The sequence below is a fragment of the Asinibacterium sp. OR53 genome (genome assembly GCF_000515315.1).
Classification (GTDB): domain Bacteria; phylum Bacteroidota; class Bacteroidia; order Chitinophagales; family Chitinophagaceae; genus Sediminibacterium.
Genome location: NZ_KI911562.1, coordinates 3,137,995 through 3,153,739, shown reverse-complemented (window position 1 = coordinate 3,153,739; position 15,745 = coordinate 3,137,995). Strand labels below are relative to the sequence as shown.

Below are 15,745 nucleotides of genomic sequence, written 5' to 3'. Positions count from 1 at the left end.
ATGAAACGTGCAATACCAAAGAAGAAAATAGCCGTCATCGGTTCTGGGTTTTCGGGAATGTCAGCCGCGGCATACGCAGCTAATGCCTGTAACGATGTACATGTTTTCGAAAAACACCATCAACCTGGGGGTAGGGCAAGGCAGTTTGTTACGGAGAATGGATTTGTTTTCGATATGGGGCCGAGTTGGTACTGGATGCCCGATATCATAGAAGGTTTCTTTACAGATTTCGGTTATCAATCTTCAGACTTCTATAAGCTGGTGGCATTAAACCCTCAGTTTGAAATGGTTTTCGCTGATGGGAATATTGAAGTGCCTGAAAAATATGAAGCATTAAGGAATCTGTTTGAGCAGTTAGAGTACGGCTCTGGCAACAAATTGGACCAGTTCATGCGATCGGCGAAATTCAAGTATGAGGTAAGCATGAAAGAATTTGTAAACAAGCCTTGTCACAATTGGTGGGAATTTTTATCACCTAAAATAGCAGGTAGTGCATTAAAACTGGATTTGCTGAGCAGCTTTCGCGCTTATGTAGCCAAATATTTTGCAAACCCAAAACTGAGGTCTTTAATGGAGTTCCCGGTCATTTTTTTGGGGGCATCCCCTAAGAATATCCCTGCTTTATACAGCTTCATGAACTATGGGGGCTATGCTTTAGGTACCTGGTATCCAATGGGGGGATATTACCAATTGGCTTTGGCTATGCAAAATGTTGCGGAGAAACAAGGGGTGACATTTCATTTCAATCAAAATGTTGAAAAGATAAACATAGAGGATGGAAAAATTAAGTCATTGCAGGTTAATGGTATCAACCATGAATTTGATGTTGTAATTGCGTCTTCCGATTATCATCATACGGAAACACTTTTGCCTGAAAGGCTTAGAAATTATGATGAGAAATATTGGAGAAAGAAAGTTTTTGCTCCTTCCAGCCTTATTTATTATTTGGGGTTTGGAGAAAATATTCCTAACCTAAAACATCATACGCTGTTTTTTGAAAACGACCTGGATGAACACATCCGGTGCATATACGAAAAGAAAAAATGGCCTGAAAACCCACTGTTTTATTGCTGTTGCCCATCAAAAACAGACCCCACCGTAGCGCCTGAATGCGGGGAAAATCTTTTTTTGCTGATGCCCCTGGCTATAGGAATCGATGACGATGAAACAACAAGAGAGAAATATTTGAAGGAAATGCTTTCAAGAATAGAAAAACATACAGGCACAACAGACCTGGTTTCTAAAATAGAATATAAGAGAAGTTATTGCGTGCGTGATTTTATTTCGGATTACAATGCTTATGGCGGTAACGCTTACGGACTTTCTAATGTTTTAAGTCAGACAGCGGTATTGAAACCAAAAATCCGCAATAAGAAAATCAGCAACTTGTTTTATACCGGCCAGCTAACCGTACCCGGACCCGGGGTACCTCCTTCCATCATCTCCGGAAAAATTGTAGCAAACGAAGTGAATAGTCTAAATTATCAAAAGATATGAAAAAACTGTTTGATGAATTGTCTTACGATGTAAGCAAAATAGCTACTAAAAAGTATAGCACCAGTTTTTCATTTGGCATACTGGCGTTGAAACCTTCTATCCGTCCAGCCATTTATGCTATTTATGGATATGTAAGGCTGGCAGATGAAATAGTGGATAGCTTTCACAGTTATGACAAAGAAAAATTATTGAATAGATTGAAAATTGAAACCAATATTGCTTTAGAAGAAAGGATTTCGCTAAACCCTATTTTGCAATCTTTTCAGGAAACCGCTCACAAATATCAAATAGACAGAAAGCTGATTGACCGGTTTTTACACAGTATGGAAATGGATCTGCAAAAAATGGATTATAATTCTGACCTGTACAATGAGTATATATACGGTTCTGCAGAAGTAGTTGGTTTGATGTGTTTGCAGGTATTTACAGAAGGAAACAAAGAGAAATACGAAGAACTAAAATCATATGCAATGAAGCTGGGTTCGGCATTTCAGAAGGTTAATTTTTTAAGGGATTTGAAAGATGATTATCAAATTTTGGGTCGTACTTATTTCCCGAACATAAACATCTCTGTATTTGATAACGCTGTAAAGTGTCAGATTGAAAAGGAAATTGAAACAGAATTTACAGAAGCTTTAAACGGCATTAAAAAGCTTCCCAATTCATCGATGTTTGGGGTTTACCTGGCTTATAAGTATTACCTCTCTTTGTTTGGAAAAATTAAAAATACGAGTTCGCAGGAAATTCTAAAAAACAGGATCCGCATCCCGAATTCTCAAAAAGCATTTGTAGCCCTGAAAAGTTATTTACGCTATAAAGCGGCTTTTCTATGATGAGTTTTTGGAGCATATTGATATGGAATGCAGCACTTCAAATGAACGTGCTGTTAAGTGGGATCGGCTTGGATTATGTAAGGAGTAATTATTACAAGGCGGTTACAAATAAAAACTTGTGTGCACAAATGATTGAAGATTTGAAACCGGTCAAAAGTGAACCGCTGTATTTAGCTTATTTAGGTGGTTTGCAGGCAATATGGGCGAAGCATGTGTTTAATCCAATTGCCAAACTCAATACATTCAGAGAAGGAAGGAGGAATATTGAAAAAGCGGTTTTAAACGAACCGAATAATGTCGAGATTCGATTTATCAGGTTCTCTATAAAAAAAAATGCACCATTTTTTTTAGGTTACTATCCAAACATCGAAACAGATAAAGAGTTTCTTAAAATGCATCGGAATGAAATTACATCAAAAGTCGTACTGAAAAATATAAATGAAGCTCTAAAAGATTAAATAATGCGGTACCAGTTATATAAAGAACAGCAATTAAATTGCGATATAGAAACTGCTTGGCAGTTCTTTTCATCGCCATATAATCTGTCAAAAATTACCCCTAAAGAAATGAACTTTGTAGTTTTATCTGATACAGGTAATCAGCCTGTTTATGAGGGAATGGAAATTGACTACAGGGTGTCTCCACTTTTAAAAATTCCTATGAAATGGAAAACCAGGATAACGCAAGTGAATTTTCAAAAAAGTTTTAGCGATTTTCAGGAAAAGGGGCCGTATAAATATTGGAGTCACTTTCACGAATTTATACCCAACGAAAAAGGTGTCTTGATGAAAGATACGGTAGATTATGAGTTGCCTTTAGGGGTTTTTGCAGCCATAGCGTATCGATTATTCATAAAGAATAAATTGGAAAATATTTTCGATTATCGTTTTCGTGTAAGCTTCCCCTGAATGTTACCCATGTGAGGTTAGAGTTAACGACCAAAAGCTTGTTAACTTTAAACTTTGAAACACATGAAAAAAGGAAGATTTACCGAAGCGCAGATTGTATCTGCAATGAAGAAACAGGAATCAGGAATTGCTGTTAAAGAGATTGCCCGAGAGATGGGTATCAGCGAAGCAACGTTTTACAATTGGAAGGCTAAGTATGGAGGCATGGAAGTGAGTGATGTTGTAAAAATGAAGCAGATGGAAGCTGAGATCAGTGAGTACAAGAAGATCGTGGCGGAGTTAAGCCTGGAGAACCGGGCAATGAAGAACCTGATCGCAAAAAAGTTTTAACGCCTGAAGCGAAACGGGAAACTGTTCATCATCTGATGGAAGAAGAGCAGTTAAGTAACCGTAAGGCGTGCGAACTGGCAGGTATATCCCGCAACACCTACCGGTATCAACCAAAACCTAAGGATGACAGTGAAGTTCAGGATGCACTGACGGTTTTAACAACCAAACATGTTGCCATTGGATTTTGGCAGTGTTGCTATCGTCTTTGGAATAAAGGGCATGAATGGAATCATAAACGGATCTATCGGGTATACACAGATATGAAGCTGAATATCCGTCGCAGAGGCAAGAAACGGCTCCCAGAGCGGATAAAGCAACCCTTAAACGTTCCAACAGCACCTAACCAGGTATGGAGCATTGATTTTATGACCGACACGCTCGTAGATGGCAGAAGGTTCCGATTGTTCAATGTGATGGATGATTTTAACCGTGAATCGCTGGCGATAGAGGTTGACACCTCACTTCCGGCACTCAGGGTGATCAGGGTACTGGAAAGACTGATTGTTCAGCGAGGCAAGCCTGCCAATATCCGTTGCGACAATGGCCCAGAGTTTATCAGCCACAAACTGGAAGAGTGGTGCAATGATGAGCAAAGACAGATTACGATACAATTTATTCAACCGGGGAAACCCACACAAAATGCATACATAGAAAGGAAGAATGGAAGCATCAGAAGAGAAGTATTGAATGCTTACCTGTTTTATCGTTTGTCAGAAGTGAGAGAACAGACCGAAGAGTGGAGGATCGACTATAACACTGAACGACCACACAAATCGTTAGGTTATCTCTCACCGATCAGGTATGCGCAAATGATGGAAGAACGAAAAAACCTTATCTTAGAAAACTCTAACTAAGCGTGGGTAAAAATAAAGGGGAGCCGACATTCGGACTATAGAAAAAATTTTTAACCAAATAGGTTCATCAAAATGAACTTTTTAACCATCTTGTTGGTTTTTGTTTCAATGGAAGGGGCTACCTGGCTCATTCATAAATATGTAATGCATGGCTTTCTGTGGTTCTTGCACAGGGACCATCACGACCATAGTAACAAGGGGGCTCTTGAAAGAAATGATTTGTTTTTTGTGATTTTCGCAACTCCTGCCATTGCGTTACTATATGCCGGAATAAAGCATGATTTTAGCTATTTGTTTTTCATTGGATTGGGCATCACATTGTACGGAATGGCGTACTTTTTTGTACATGATATTTTTATACATCAAAGAGCAAAGATTTTGAGCAATACGCAGAATCCTTATTTGTTGGCAATCAGGCGGGCGCATAAGCAACATCACAAACATTTAGGTAAAGAAGATGGTGAATGCTTTGGTTTTTTGTGGGCACATTTTAAATATTTTAAAAAATATACCCCTAAAAAGCTATAATGCAATCTTACACATATTTACTGGTTGATTTCTTTACTATCATTATTTGTCTCGTTGCATCTTTTGATAAAAGAGTGCAGTTCTACAGATATTTTGGCAATTTTTTATTGTCAAGCACCATTGTTGCTGTTCTTTATATTTTATGGGATGTTTGGTTCACTAAAATGGGCGTCTGGTGGTTTGATTTGAATTACACTTTAGGCATAGTAATTGCCGGACTACCACTAGAAGAATGGTTGTTCTTTTGGTGTATTCCATTTGCTTGCGTATTCACCTATTTCTGCTTAGAAAAATTCTTTGATCTTGGTTGGGCGAACTCATTAAACAACTTAATTGTATTTACAAGTTCTATTGTACTGGTGGTTATCGCCCTTTTGCATTATCAGAAAACATACACATTGATTACGGCGCTGGTAACGCTGTGTGTGCTTATTTTTCTGCATTTTATAGCTAAAAAAGAATGGATAGGGCAGGCGTCATTTGTTTTTTTTGTTTTACTACTGGGATTTATTCCTGTGAATGGCGTATTAACGGGCACCTGTATTGAATCACCTGTTGTTAATTACAATCCGGGTGATTTTTTAGGGATTAGAATTTTAACCATTCCGATTGAAGATGTCGTTTATGGTTACAGCCAGTTTCTACTGAATATTTACTTTTTTAAACTTTTTCAAAAGCAAAATTGCAAACACGCTAATTAAACAGCTGAATTATTTAAAATATTCAATATATATAGTGATGAAAAAGGATAATGTTGTATTAGTAAATCGTCAAGACCATGCTATTGGCGAAATGGACAAAATAGAAGCTCATTTAAAGGGAGCACTTCATAGGGCTTTTTCAATTCTTATATTTAATACCAAGGGTGAAATGCTTTTACAAAAAAGAGGCAATCAGAAATACCACGGAGCGGGCCTATGGACCAATACGTGTTGCTCGCATCCCCGGTTAGGTGAAGATGTGAAACAAAGTGCCAGAGAACGATTAATATTTGAAATGGGGCTAGACTGTGAACTGGAGTTTTTATTTTCTTTCGTTTACAGATCAAATGTTGAAAATAACTTGATTGAACATGAGTTTGATCATGTCTTTATTGGTTATTCAGATTTGCAGCCCAAACCTAATGTTATGGAAGTGCAGGATTTTAAATGGATTTCCAGGACAGACTTAAGGGCTGAAATTGAAGACCATCCTGAACAATTTACTTGTTGGTTCAGAGAGATTGTTGCAAAAATATGGGATAATATTTCTGCAGTTTATTCTCTCTGATGTTTTGTAAATCCTTCCATCACCGTTTGCATGATTTTTATTTTTACAGATCTGGGAAGGATTCTCAATGAATACACCAATACTTTTGAAAGCATCCCTGGAATAACATTTCTTTGTTTTCCCAGTGCTGATAAAATGGGGACTCCGATTTCGGATGGTTTTAATGCTTTACTCATTTTCATATCAGCTCGTTGACCAAAACCGCTTTCGACAGGTCCTGGTGCTGCTGCCAGCACATCAACATTGAAAGGTTTTAGTTCTACTGATAAGGCTTCGGCAAATGATTGTATGTAGGCTTTCGTAGCGGCGTAATTGGCTGCATAAGGTACTCCTTGAAATGCAACCAAAGAGCTCAAAAAAATAATTCCACCACGTTGTTGTTGTTTGAACTTTTGGCTAAAATAGTGTGTAAATGAAAGCACTGCTTCGCAATTCAATCGAAGCATATTTATTTCTGAATGAAGCGAAGCGTCGACAAACAATCCTGAGGTGCCATAACCAGCATTGTTTATGAGCAGGCCAACATTAAGGTTTTGTGAAGCCTGAATAATTTTTTCAACGCCTGATGGCTCTGATACATCTGCGTCAACAATTTTTATTTGAATATTATTTTTGAGCTTTAAATTATATTGGACTGACTTTAATTTTTCTAAATGCCTGGAGTTGAGGATGAGATTAAAATCTGCATTTGCTAATTGTGTTGCTAACTCCAGGCCAATTCCCGATGTAGCACCTGTAACAATAGCCCAATCTCCGTATTTGGTTTTCAATCTCTTTTGCTCTTTAGTTGATAGTTTCATGATGTTTTTATTTTGACTTAATAAATGGCTTGGCCTGCAATGCCTGAACAAGAACAAACACGGCAAACAGCAGGTAAAATCCGCTTAGTGCAAAAACTGCTTTTTTGGTTTTAAAAACATAAAATGAAAGCAGAGGAAGTATTTGCAGCGCATGGATTCCGATGAAATGAGCAACCCGTAAGTCACCTTCTTTCATGTTCCATTTGAAGACCGGCAGAAACGTATTTTGGACTTCTTTTCCGATACTATGTGTTTGTCTGCCGCCCATCATTAAACCCTGGAAAGAAAAAATGACAAAAATTATGATACTTAGCCTAATGGCCCATATATAGTAATCGGGGAGATTGGGGAAATCTGTTTGGAGAAAAACTTTCCCTACATAAGCGGCGTAAACGGTAATGGCAATTGCTGCAATTGCCATTCCTCCAAACATCAATCTATAAAAAGGTGTTGCTAAATTAAAGTGAGACTCTTGCCCTCTTGCTGCTTGAATGGTGATATAAATAATTTCAAAACTAAAAAGAAAAATATTTGCCCAGTTGAAAAGCCTGATGTTGAACGACGGAAGGTAGTAGCAATACCAGGCCATTGTTGCTACATACACGCCTATGGACAAAGCAAACTTGAATGGCTTATACCATGCATTGATGCCTGCCACTTGTGTAGAGGTTTTCTTCGCGAGGATAAAAAATAAGGCTGCCATCCCAAGATTTATTATCGCAAACCAAAACAGCGATTGGTTTCTGTCTTTTAGTGCTTCTATAAATATGCTCATTAAGCAAAACTATTTGAAGCGCAACTTTTAAGCGATAACAAATGTTTAGATTTTTTTGATGCTTGCTTTTTTCAACCTGCTCAAATGAATTGGCGTAATGCCAAGGTAAGAGGCAATCATATGTTGTGGTACACGGTCGTGTATGTTTGGAAAAACCTCTGTGATGGTGTCATAACGTTCCTTTGGGGTTCTGGTATAAAGATTTTTCAATCGATTATCCTGATAAACAAAATAAAACTCGGCAATTAATCTGCCTAACTTATCGCCTTGGTTTAAATTTTTGTATCCCCATTCAATCGCTGCCCTGGGCATTACAACTGTTTCCGTTTCTTCTTCGGTTTGCAATGTATACAGCGAAGGTTGTTTTAACATGAAAGCAGAATAGTCGGCAATAAATTGATTCTCCAAAGCGAAATGCAAAGAATGTTCTGTGCCATCTTTGTCTGTTACAATAACCCGGATCAACCCTTTGTTGACAAAAAAAATCTCGTTGGGAACAATGTTAGGCCGGCTCACCACTTCATAGCGTTTGAATTTTTTTACGATACAACGACTCAGGAAATTTTCAAACTCCTTGTCTGAAATTTCAATCATTTGTCTTATTGTTTGCCTGATTTGCTCCATTTAGGTCTAAGGCTTTTTTATGTATACAACGAAGATAAATACATAAGTTTAGCAATGTGTACTATATATCGTTCAAAAGCATCAGTTGCTTCGGATGCCAGTGCAAAGGAGAATAGCACATTGTCCAATGAAAATGAGTGATTGCTATTGATTTTTATCATCAGTTGTTTCTCATTTTTAATATACAAAGATGTTTTATTTAAAACTATAATGGATGTAGCTGTTATGCATAATACGCCGTAAGGGTCATTTCACTCTTAGCAACTGGGCATTGATGGCTACTACTATTGTGCTCGCGCTCATCAAAATGGCGCCCAATGCCGGGCTTAATACAAATGACGGATATAATACGCCAGCCGCCAGTGGAATGGCCACTACATTGTATCCCATTGCCCATAGTAAGTTTTGGATCATTTTCCGGTAGGTTGCCCTGCCAAAAGCAATCAACTGCACTACATCTTTCGGGTCACTGTTTACCAGTATGATATCGGCTGTTTCTGCTGCTACATCTGTGCCGGAACCAATGGCAATGCCCACATCTGCCTGGGCCAGGGCAGGAGCATCGTTTACACCGTCTCCGGTCATGGCAACGATTTCTCCTTTATCCTGGAGCTCCTTAACCTTGCTTTGTTTTTCGTGTGGCAATACATTGGCCAAATAACCATCCATTTTAAGCTTTTTTGCCACAGCTGACGCTACTTTTTCATTATCGCCGGTTAAAAGAAATGATTTTATATTCATCGCTTTTAAATCTGCAATCGCCTCCGCAGCGGTTTCCCGGATACTGTCTGCTAACGTAATAATGCCGGCCGGCTTATTATCTATCAATAGAAAGTTCACAGTGTCTGTCGATTGGTCAACTTCCGCAGGTATGTCCGGCATCTCCCTGTTTTCCTGTTTAAAATAATTAGGACCTGCAGACACGATGCTTTTCCCATTTACCATGCCGGTAACACCCACTCCCTGTATATACTTAAAATCCGTGGCCCTCCATAACTCCAGGTCCTTTTCCTTTAATTTTTGCATGATACCATGTGCGATATGGTGTTCTGAATTTTGCTGAAGGGCGGCCGCATATTGAAGCATATCGTCTGCAGAAAACAGTGTGGTCAACGGAATAACTTTTTGCACTTGATGGGAACCTTGGGTTAGTGTGCCCGTCTTATCAAAAATAATGGTAGTGATGTTTCGCGCGTTCTCAAAAGCTGTACGGTTACGGATAAGCAATCCATGTATGGCAGAAAGGGAGGTAGAGAGAGACACTACCAGGGGAATAGCCACGCCCAAAGCATGCGGACAGGAAGTGACCATGACCGTTACCATTCGTTCCAGCGCAAAAGACAATTCCTGGCCTCTGCTTAACCAAACGATGAAAGTAATAATGCCTACACTAATGGAAACGATGGTTAACCACCTGGCTACTTTGCCTGCGAGGCTCTGTGTTTTGGATTTGGCGCCCTGTGCAGATTGCACTATGTTGATTACCTTATTGAGGTAACTGTCACTCCCCGTACCAGTGACCCTTATTTTCAGAACGCCGTCACCATTTATGGAGCCGCCGATTATCTTCGCGTCTTTGTTTTTTTTCACCGGAACACTTTCGCCTGTAAGCATGCTTTCATTGAGATAAGAACTGCCTTCCAGAACCAGGCCGTCAGCCGGAACCTTTTCACCGGGTTTTATAACAACGATATCATTGTTCTGCAATTTTTGCAGCGGGATATCCCTTATTTCACCTTGCCGCTCTACATGCACCATTGCCGGCAATAAAGCCACCAGTGATTCCAGCGCCCGGGAAGCAGCCATCTGTGATTTCATTTCCAGCCAGTGGCCAAGTAACATAATGTCGATCAGGGTGGCCAATTCCCAAAAGAAATCCATTCCTCTCAGGCCGAATATTACGGCTACGCTATACACATAGGCAGTGGTAATGGCTACTGCCACCAAAGTCATCATGCCAGGATTATGCTGTTTCAGCTCTCTCACTAAGCCTATAAGAAAAGGCCGGCCTCCATAACCATAAATAAAGCTACTCAATGCCAGCAGTAGATATTTATCACCCGTAAATGATAATGTAAACCCCATCCACAGCTGTATCATCTGAGATAACAATAAAACAGGTATGGTAATCACCAGGCATAACCAGAAACGTTTTAGAAAATCTGCCGTATGGTGACCGGCATGTTCATCATGGTCACTATGTACATCCTGTTGTTTGTGGTGAACATGCTCCTGCATTTGCATAGCAGCATGGTCATGGTGATGATCGTGGTGCTGGCTTTCCATATGTTCTTTCTTTAGTTTGAGCCGGTCTTATCATTTGAATAAACGGGCAGGTTCCATCGGTAGCGTAATGCCAATAAACGTAAAACGAAACATACGATTAAAGCGATGATGGAGACCCAGTCGCTTGAAAACCATTTAAAGTAATTTCCCGCAACCACAATCAAAGCTCCTACAAGTGCGGCTGATGCATAAATTTCTTTTTCCAGTATAATGGGAACGCGGTTGAGTAAAATATCCCGCATCACTCCGCCACCAACGGCCGTTGTGATTCCCAAAAGAACAGCAACTTCCGAGTTGTGCCCATAAGCAAGAGTTTTTTGTGCGCCGGTGACTGCAAACAACGATAAGCCCAGGGCATCGAAAAATATCACCGGGTGATTGAGCCGCTGCACCAGGGGATATAAACCGATGGTCATTCCGGTAGATATTATTGCCGCTACAAGATAACGCCAGTTCGTGAATCCGGCAGGTGGGATGGCCCCGATGCACAGATCGCGGATGATTCCACCACCGCAGGCCACTGTAAAAGCAATGGCACAAATGCCGAACATATCCAGCCCGCGTTGTTTTGCCGCCACCGCACCGCTTATGGCAAAAACAAATGTGCCTGCCAGATCAAGAAACGTATAGAGTGCATGTAGTTTTTCCATTGTAGGGCGGCTGTCTATTTTAACCAGGCTACAGCAGCCGTCATCATGGCCGCCAAACCCGTTTTTAAAGTAGGGTGGATTACCGGAGCAAATTTAGGCGAATGGTTGCTGGGTATGGTGTTTATCTTATTATTCTTTTTGGCCTCCAGGTATATTTTAGGATCTGTTCCGCCAACGAACCAGAAAACATACGGCACTTTCCAATTTCTTCCAAAAATGCTGAAGTCTTCACTGGCAGAAGCCGGTTTGGTTTCAAATGATTTGTCTCCAAACCGGACATTGAATGCTTCCGCTAGTTTCGCTGTAGCGGCGGCATCATTCTCTGTAACCGGATAGCTGTCTATGTCTGTAAATTCAGGGTCTCTTGGTGCATTGGATGCGGAACATTCTGCGCAGCAGATCCGTTTAACTGCCGAAAGTATGTGATCCCGGACGCCATCATCAAAAGTGCGGATATTCAATTTTATTGTCGCATCATCTGGAATAATGTTTTCCTTGGTACCAGCCTGTAACGCCCCGATGGTCAGCACCGCATTTTCTATTGGCGCTATCTCACGTGAAACAATGGTTTGCAGCCGCATAGTAGCTGCCGCTGCCATGATCACCGGATCAATGGATGTCTGTGGTTGTGAACCATGTGCGCCACGGCCAAAAATTTTAACTTTAAGACTGTTGCCTGCTGATAGTATAGCGCCACTGCGATACATGACGGTGCCGGCTTCGCCAACCATCACATGTTGCCCGAGGATGATATCCGGCTTGGGAAAACGGTCCATCATGCCATCATCTATCATACTTTGCGCACCGCGACTTACTTCTTCGCCAGGTTGAAAAACGATCATTAAGGTTCCCTTCCATTGATCCTTGTGCTCTGAAAACAATCTTGCCGCTCCCATCAGCCAGGCTACATGCAAATCATGTCCGCATACGTGCGACACACCAACCTCTGTTCCTTCTTCATCTCTTGCTACTTTGGTACTGGCATAGGGCAGCCCGGTAGCTTCTGCAACAGGCAGTGCATCCATATCGGCACGAAGCATCACAGTGGGACCGTCTCCATTCTTCATAAGACCTACCACACCGGTTATCCCTATGCCCGTTGAAACTTCGAATTGATATTTGGTTAAATAGTCCGCAGCGATTTTAGCTGTCCGGAACTCCTGCATGGATAATTCCGGATTTCGATGGATATCTTTATATATTTCTTCCAGTTCCGGGAGCAGTTGATCAATGAAGCTATCCATTTTATCATTAAAGGATTTTATTTGAGCAATTTCCATAGTTCTTTGTGTTTAAACGGTGTTTATTTAATCATTGTTTTTATTGGGGACTTCGGGACTGTAATCAAAATGGCGATAATGGCTACAACAACCATAAAAACGTTGAACAGCAGTCCCACAGCAGCCGCATATCGTACATATATATTATCAGTCCTTCCCAGGAAAATATCTGCCATCGGCGCAGTACCATTTGTCTTGCTAATTCCGTAAAAGATGGCGGCAGAAATGGCAACACCAAAAGCTGCCCCCAGTGATGACGCCATTTTATAGATACCTGAAGCCGACCCGGCTTTATTACCAGGAACATTACTCACTGCTGCATCAGTAGAGGGAGTGGCATAAAAGCCGAGTCCAATCCCGAACAGTGTGAACCCAATGAACGCAACAATAATATACTCTTTCGCCAACAGAAAAGTAAAGCAGGTCAGTAAAATACCTATACCGGTTATGAAACAGCCAAGTAACATTGGCTTTCTTGGCCCCATTTTTTGAAGTAATTTTTCTCCCACCCGAATGGTGCTGAGTATGGCTACTAAATATCCGGCAGTCATTAGCCCGGATTGAAGAGATGACAGGCCAGCTTCTTCTTGTACCAGCGCTAATGAAACAAGCTGTGTCCCGGCCGCTCCGTTGAGCAGAAAGTTAGATAGTGTAGCCCCCGAAAATGTTTTGTTATTAAAGAGTGCCAGGTCGATAAAGCTGTTTTTGCCCCTGGTTTCAATCCTGAAAAAAGCAATGGCAGCAACAATGAAGATGGCAGTTCCCGTTAATACAGCAGGGCTTAACCATCCAAGACCAGCGCCCTGTCCAATAACAATGTTTAATGCTACCATGGCTATAACAAAAGCAATGAGGCCTGTCCAGTCAAAGGTTCTCTTATCCTGGGTCTGCTGTACCTTGCTTTCCGGGGTACCTCGCAACAATAAATAACTTACAATAGCCACAATGATGGATAAGATGAAAATCCAGCGCCAACCAACGGTAGAAGCGATCAACCCACCGAATAATGAGCTAAGCCCCGATCCGCCCCAGGAACCGATAGACCAAAAACTAAGGGCTCGCTGCCGCTCTTTGCCATCGAAATAAGCCTGCATCAATGCCAGGGTTGAGGGCATAATGCAAGCTGCTGAAAGTCCCTGCAAAATACGTCCGGCCAGTAAAAAAACAGCTGTGCCGGATGGAGAAATAACGATCAGAAATGACCCCGTAATACTCAATCCCAGACCTATGTAAGTCATCTTCATCCTTCCTATCCGGTCAGCCAATCCTCCGGCAATTACGATGAAAATTCCGGAAAACAAAGCGGTAATACTAACTGCAATATTGTTCAGGTTCTGGCTGATTTTCAGATCTGCACTCATTGCCGGCGCAATGTTTAAAGTTGTTTGAGCAAAAAGCCAGAAAGTGATGACAGCCAATACAATCCCTGTAATAAGTTTGTCTGTTCCACGGTAATTGGTGCCAACAGCGGGTATATCGGATGGCGTCATTGCAATAATATTATTTTGTTTTTACTAAATAATCGACCATTATTTTCACCCCCTCTTCGGGTGGAGTAGCTACAATGCCAAACTTCTTTTCAAACTTGCTGCTGTCAAAAATGTAGTCCGATTCATTTTGATACATCATTTCCGGAAATTCTTTCAACTCAGGAATGAATACTCCCATAATGAACAGCATCCACGTTGGAACCTTTTGAATCCTTGGCGGTACACCCAGGTTATTTGCGATCAGCTCAATCCATTGCTTTGTGGTCAGTTTTTCTTTTGTAGTAGGAACATGCCATACCTGGTTGTAAGCATCGGGCGTGTTTCCAAGCAATGCTGTTGCCTTGCCGGCATCTGGTGTAAAAGTATACGTGTGGATTTTGTTTATATTTCCAAACGCCAGTGCTTTCTTCCCTTTAAGCAGGTTTTTAACAGCCGTTTCTGCCAGCACGCTTTTATTAGTGTCAGGACCATAAAAATCTGCAGACCTTGCAATAAGGGCTGTAAGATGGCCTTTTTCAACTTCGCTCATAATCATTTCATGTAGCTGTTTCCTTACCATTCCTTTTTTGCTCGGAGGATCCAATGGAGCGTCTTCTGTCATATAGGGGATCGCTGATTTTGCATACATGTATACATTATCAAAGAATACCAGCCTGGCATTATGGGTTTTGCAGGCATTGATAACAGCCTGCAAAAAAGGGGGCCATGTATCCTTCCAGACTTTTAAGTTGTAATTAAACCCGATGGTTACATATACAACCTCGCTTCCTGATATTGCATCGCTGATTTTTTCCAGGTTCTTTACATCGAGCGGAAAGAGTTCGTCTGTGTCATTTACTTTTTTAGGGTTCCGGCTTACAAGCCTGATTTGATTCGTGTATTTTTTCAATTCTCTTGCTAAGGGATAGCCAATTGTGCCGCCGGAACCGATTATTGTTTGCATATTTTTTGAGGTGAATTATTGAGCAATTTTTATAAAATATAACCCATAATTGCTACGATACAGTATTACTGTTTGATGAATTCCCCGTCCGCTTTTATCATTACATCATTGCTGATGTCAAAAGGAGTAGCAGGACCAACATTGAAATCGCTTCGGTTTATCACTCCTGTGAGCTGGAATCCCGCCTTTGTTTTTTTAGACATAGGATCTTCATGCGTTCCCCTGTACCACAGCTCCATTGTAACGGTTTTAGTAACACCATGCAGAGTCAGGTTGCCAGTAATCTTAAACCTGTCCTTCATACCTGTTGTATTAATAATCGAAGTTGATTTGAAGGTCATAGCAGGATATTTGATCGCATCAAAAAAATGGGGGCTCCTTAAATCGTCATCCCTCATTTTCACCTCAGTATTTATAGATGCCACATCAGCAGAAAGTGTAAAAACGGCATCGCTGAAATCAGGTTTTGATGCGCTGATGGTTACGTCAAATTTTTGAAACAACCCAAAAATAGAAGAAAACCCCTGGTGTGTAACGGTGAAGGTTAGTTTGGAATGCCAGGGATCATCTTTCCATGTAGTGGTTTGAGAAAATAAAAGATTCGATGAAAGGAGGGTGGTCAGAAGAAATAATACTTTTTTCATGATTTGTAATCTTAATAATGCGTTATGAATATTG

Annotated in this window: 17 protein-coding genes; 8 read left to right on the top strand and 9 right to left on the bottom strand. The window is 40.8% G+C overall.

Translation table 11 applies throughout. From position 1 onward, the window contains the following. From SEDOR53_RS0113995 to idi, 8 genes are all read left to right on the top strand, one after another. Nucleotides 1-1,497, top strand: a complete 1,497-nt coding sequence (locus tag SEDOR53_RS0113995; RefSeq protein WP_037327089.1) for an NAD(P)/FAD-dependent oxidoreductase — start codon at nucleotides 1-3, stop codon at nucleotides 1,495-1,497. Continuing rightward, a complete protein-coding gene (locus SEDOR53_RS0113990; protein WP_026770282.1) occupies nucleotides 1,494-2,330 on the top strand; it encodes a phytoene/squalene synthase family protein in 837 nt (278 codons plus the stop codon). Before SEDOR53_RS0113995 ends, SEDOR53_RS0113990 begins: the two co-directional genes overlap by 4 nt. After that, nucleotides 2,327-2,788 carry a hypothetical protein gene (locus SEDOR53_RS0113985; RefSeq protein WP_026770281.1) on the top strand — a complete coding sequence of 154 codons (462 nt, stop codon included), beginning with the start codon at nucleotides 2,327-2,329 and terminating at the stop codon, nucleotides 2,786-2,788. Before SEDOR53_RS0113990 ends, SEDOR53_RS0113985 begins: the two co-directional genes overlap by 4 nt. Before the next feature lie 3 nt (nucleotides 2,789-2,791). Next, nucleotides 2,792-3,238 (top strand): SRPBCC family protein, encoded by a 447-nt coding sequence (locus tag SEDOR53_RS0113980; protein ID WP_026770280.1) that lies wholly within the window; start codon nucleotides 2,792-2,794, stop codon nucleotides 3,236-3,238. 63 nt (nucleotides 3,239-3,301) lie between these two features. Beyond that, nucleotides 3,302-4,422, top strand: a protein-coding gene (locus tag SEDOR53_RS0113970) for an IS3 family transposase (protein ID WP_369751278.1) whose coding sequence is annotated in 2 segments (ribosomal slippage) — nucleotides 3,302-3,563 and nucleotides 3,563-4,422 — 1,122 coding nt in all. Because the reading frame shifts where the segments join, the coding sequence is not laid out codon by codon here. A gap of 72 nt (nucleotides 4,423-4,494) precedes the next feature. Beyond that, on the top strand, nucleotides 4,495-4,950 hold the full coding sequence (locus SEDOR53_RS0113965) for a sterol desaturase family protein (protein ID WP_026770279.1): 456 nt from the start codon (nucleotides 4,495-4,497) through the stop codon (nucleotides 4,948-4,950). Next, nucleotides 4,950-5,651 carry a lycopene cyclase domain-containing protein gene (locus SEDOR53_RS0113960; RefSeq protein ID WP_026770278.1) on the top strand — a complete coding sequence of 234 codons (702 nt, stop codon included), beginning with the start codon at nucleotides 4,950-4,952 and terminating at the stop codon, nucleotides 5,649-5,651. Before SEDOR53_RS0113965 ends, SEDOR53_RS0113960 begins: the two co-directional genes overlap by 1 nt. 37 nt (nucleotides 5,652-5,688) lie before the next feature. Further along, nucleotides 5,689-6,219 carry an isopentenyl-diphosphate Delta-isomerase gene (gene idi, locus SEDOR53_RS0113955; protein WP_026770277.1) on the top strand — a complete coding sequence of 177 codons (531 nt, stop codon included), beginning with the start codon at nucleotides 5,689-5,691 and terminating at the stop codon, nucleotides 6,217-6,219. Here idi and SEDOR53_RS0113950 read toward each other — a convergent pair. From SEDOR53_RS0113950 to SEDOR53_RS0113910, 9 genes are all read right to left on the bottom strand, one after another. Further along, complete coding sequence (locus SEDOR53_RS0113950; protein ID WP_026770276.1) at nucleotides 6,207-7,019, bottom strand: SDR family oxidoreductase; 813 nt, start codon at nucleotides 7,017-7,019, stop codon at nucleotides 6,207-6,209. The genes idi and SEDOR53_RS0113950 overlap by 13 nt on opposite strands. Before the next feature lie 7 nt (nucleotides 7,020-7,026). Beyond that, on the bottom strand, nucleotides 7,027-7,794 hold the full coding sequence (locus SEDOR53_RS0113945; protein ID WP_026770275.1) for a hypothetical protein: 768 nt from the start codon (nucleotides 7,792-7,794) through the stop codon (nucleotides 7,027-7,029). A gap of 45 nt (nucleotides 7,795-7,839) precedes the next feature. Beyond that, nucleotides 7,840-8,388 (bottom strand): Crp/Fnr family transcriptional regulator, encoded by a 549-nt coding sequence (locus tag SEDOR53_RS0113940; protein WP_198018960.1) that lies wholly within the window; start codon nucleotides 8,386-8,388, stop codon nucleotides 7,840-7,842. 276 nt (nucleotides 8,389-8,664) lie between these two features. Continuing rightward, nucleotides 8,665-10,704 carry a copper-translocating P-type ATPase gene (locus SEDOR53_RS0113935; RefSeq protein WP_026770273.1) on the bottom strand — a complete coding sequence of 680 codons (2,040 nt, stop codon included), beginning with the start codon at nucleotides 10,702-10,704 and terminating at the stop codon, nucleotides 8,665-8,667. Nucleotides 10,705-10,715: 11 nt separating this feature from the next. Continuing rightward, nucleotides 10,716-11,354, bottom strand: coding sequence for a trimeric intracellular cation channel family protein (locus SEDOR53_RS0113930; RefSeq protein ID WP_026770272.1), 639 nt, complete (start codon nucleotides 11,352-11,354; stop codon nucleotides 10,716-10,718). Nucleotides 11,355-11,368: 14 nt separating this feature from the next. Then, nucleotides 11,369-12,634 (bottom strand): M20 family metallopeptidase, encoded by a 1,266-nt coding sequence (locus SEDOR53_RS0113925; RefSeq protein ID WP_051347881.1) that lies wholly within the window; start codon nucleotides 12,632-12,634, stop codon nucleotides 11,369-11,371. A gap of 23 nt (nucleotides 12,635-12,657) precedes the next feature. Then, a complete protein-coding gene (locus SEDOR53_RS0113920; RefSeq protein WP_026770270.1) occupies nucleotides 12,658-14,124 on the bottom strand; it encodes an MFS transporter in 1,467 nt (488 codons plus the stop codon). A gap of 10 nt (nucleotides 14,125-14,134) precedes the next feature. After that, a complete protein-coding gene (locus SEDOR53_RS0113915) occupies nucleotides 14,135-15,067 on the bottom strand; it encodes an NAD-dependent epimerase/dehydratase family protein (protein WP_026770269.1) in 933 nt (310 codons plus the stop codon). 65 nt (nucleotides 15,068-15,132) lie between these two features. After that, the gene (locus tag SEDOR53_RS0113910; RefSeq protein ID WP_026770268.1) at nucleotides 15,133-15,711 is read right to left on the bottom strand and encodes a YceI family protein; all 579 of its coding nucleotides are present in this window, start codon (nucleotides 15,709-15,711) and stop codon (nucleotides 15,133-15,135) included. Nucleotides 15,712-15,745 lie beyond the last annotated feature (34 nt).

Excerpts from the sequence above, each read along its gene's own strand:
- SEDOR53_RS0113990 (WP_026770282.1), top strand. The coding sequence starts at position 1,494 with ATGAAAAAACTGTTTGATGAATTGTCTTACGATGTAAGCAAAATAGCT.
- SEDOR53_RS0113930 (WP_026770272.1), bottom strand. The coding sequence starts at position 11,354 with ATGGAAAAACTACATGCACTCTATACGTTTCTTGATCTGGCAGGCACA.
- SEDOR53_RS0113950 (WP_026770276.1), bottom strand. The coding sequence starts at position 7,019 with ATGAAACTATCAACTAAAGAGCAAAAGAGATTGAAAACCAAATACGGA.
- SEDOR53_RS0113960 (WP_026770278.1), top strand. The coding sequence starts at position 4,950 with ATGCAATCTTACACATATTTACTGGTTGATTTCTTTACTATCATTATT.
- SEDOR53_RS0113935 (WP_026770273.1), bottom strand. The coding sequence starts at position 10,704 with ATGGAAAGCCAGCACCACGATCATCACCATGACCATGCTGCTATGCAA.
- SEDOR53_RS0113945 (WP_026770275.1), bottom strand. The coding sequence starts at position 7,794 with ATGAGCATATTTATAGAAGCACTAAAAGACAGAAACCAATCGCTGTTT.
- SEDOR53_RS0113920 (WP_026770270.1), bottom strand. The coding sequence starts at position 14,124 with ATGACGCCATCCGATATACCCGCTGTTGGCACCAATTACCGTGGAACA.
- SEDOR53_RS0113965 (WP_026770279.1), top strand. The coding sequence starts at position 4,495 with ATGAACTTTTTAACCATCTTGTTGGTTTTTGTTTCAATGGAAGGGGCT.
- SEDOR53_RS0113910 (WP_026770268.1), bottom strand. The coding sequence starts at position 15,711 with ATGAAAAAAGTATTATTTCTTCTGACCACCCTCCTTTCATCGAATCTT.
- SEDOR53_RS0113995 (WP_037327089.1), top strand. The coding sequence starts at position 1 with ATGAAACGTGCAATACCAAAGAAGAAAATAGCCGTCATCGGTTCTGGG.
- SEDOR53_RS0113915 (WP_026770269.1), bottom strand. The coding sequence starts at position 15,067 with ATGCAAACAATAATCGGTTCCGGCGGCACAATTGGCTATCCCTTAGCA.
- SEDOR53_RS0113985 (WP_026770281.1), top strand. The coding sequence starts at position 2,327 with ATGATGAGTTTTTGGAGCATATTGATATGGAATGCAGCACTTCAAATG.
- SEDOR53_RS0113980 (WP_026770280.1), top strand. The coding sequence starts at position 2,792 with ATGCGGTACCAGTTATATAAAGAACAGCAATTAAATTGCGATATAGAA.
- idi (WP_026770277.1), top strand. The coding sequence starts at position 5,689 with ATGAAAAAGGATAATGTTGTATTAGTAAATCGTCAAGACCATGCTATT.
- SEDOR53_RS0113940 (WP_198018960.1), bottom strand. The coding sequence starts at position 8,388 with ATGATTGAAATTTCAGACAAGGAGTTTGAAAATTTCCTGAGTCGTTGT.
- SEDOR53_RS0113925 (WP_051347881.1), bottom strand. The coding sequence starts at position 12,634 with ATGGAAATTGCTCAAATAAAATCCTTTAATGATAAAATGGATAGCTTC.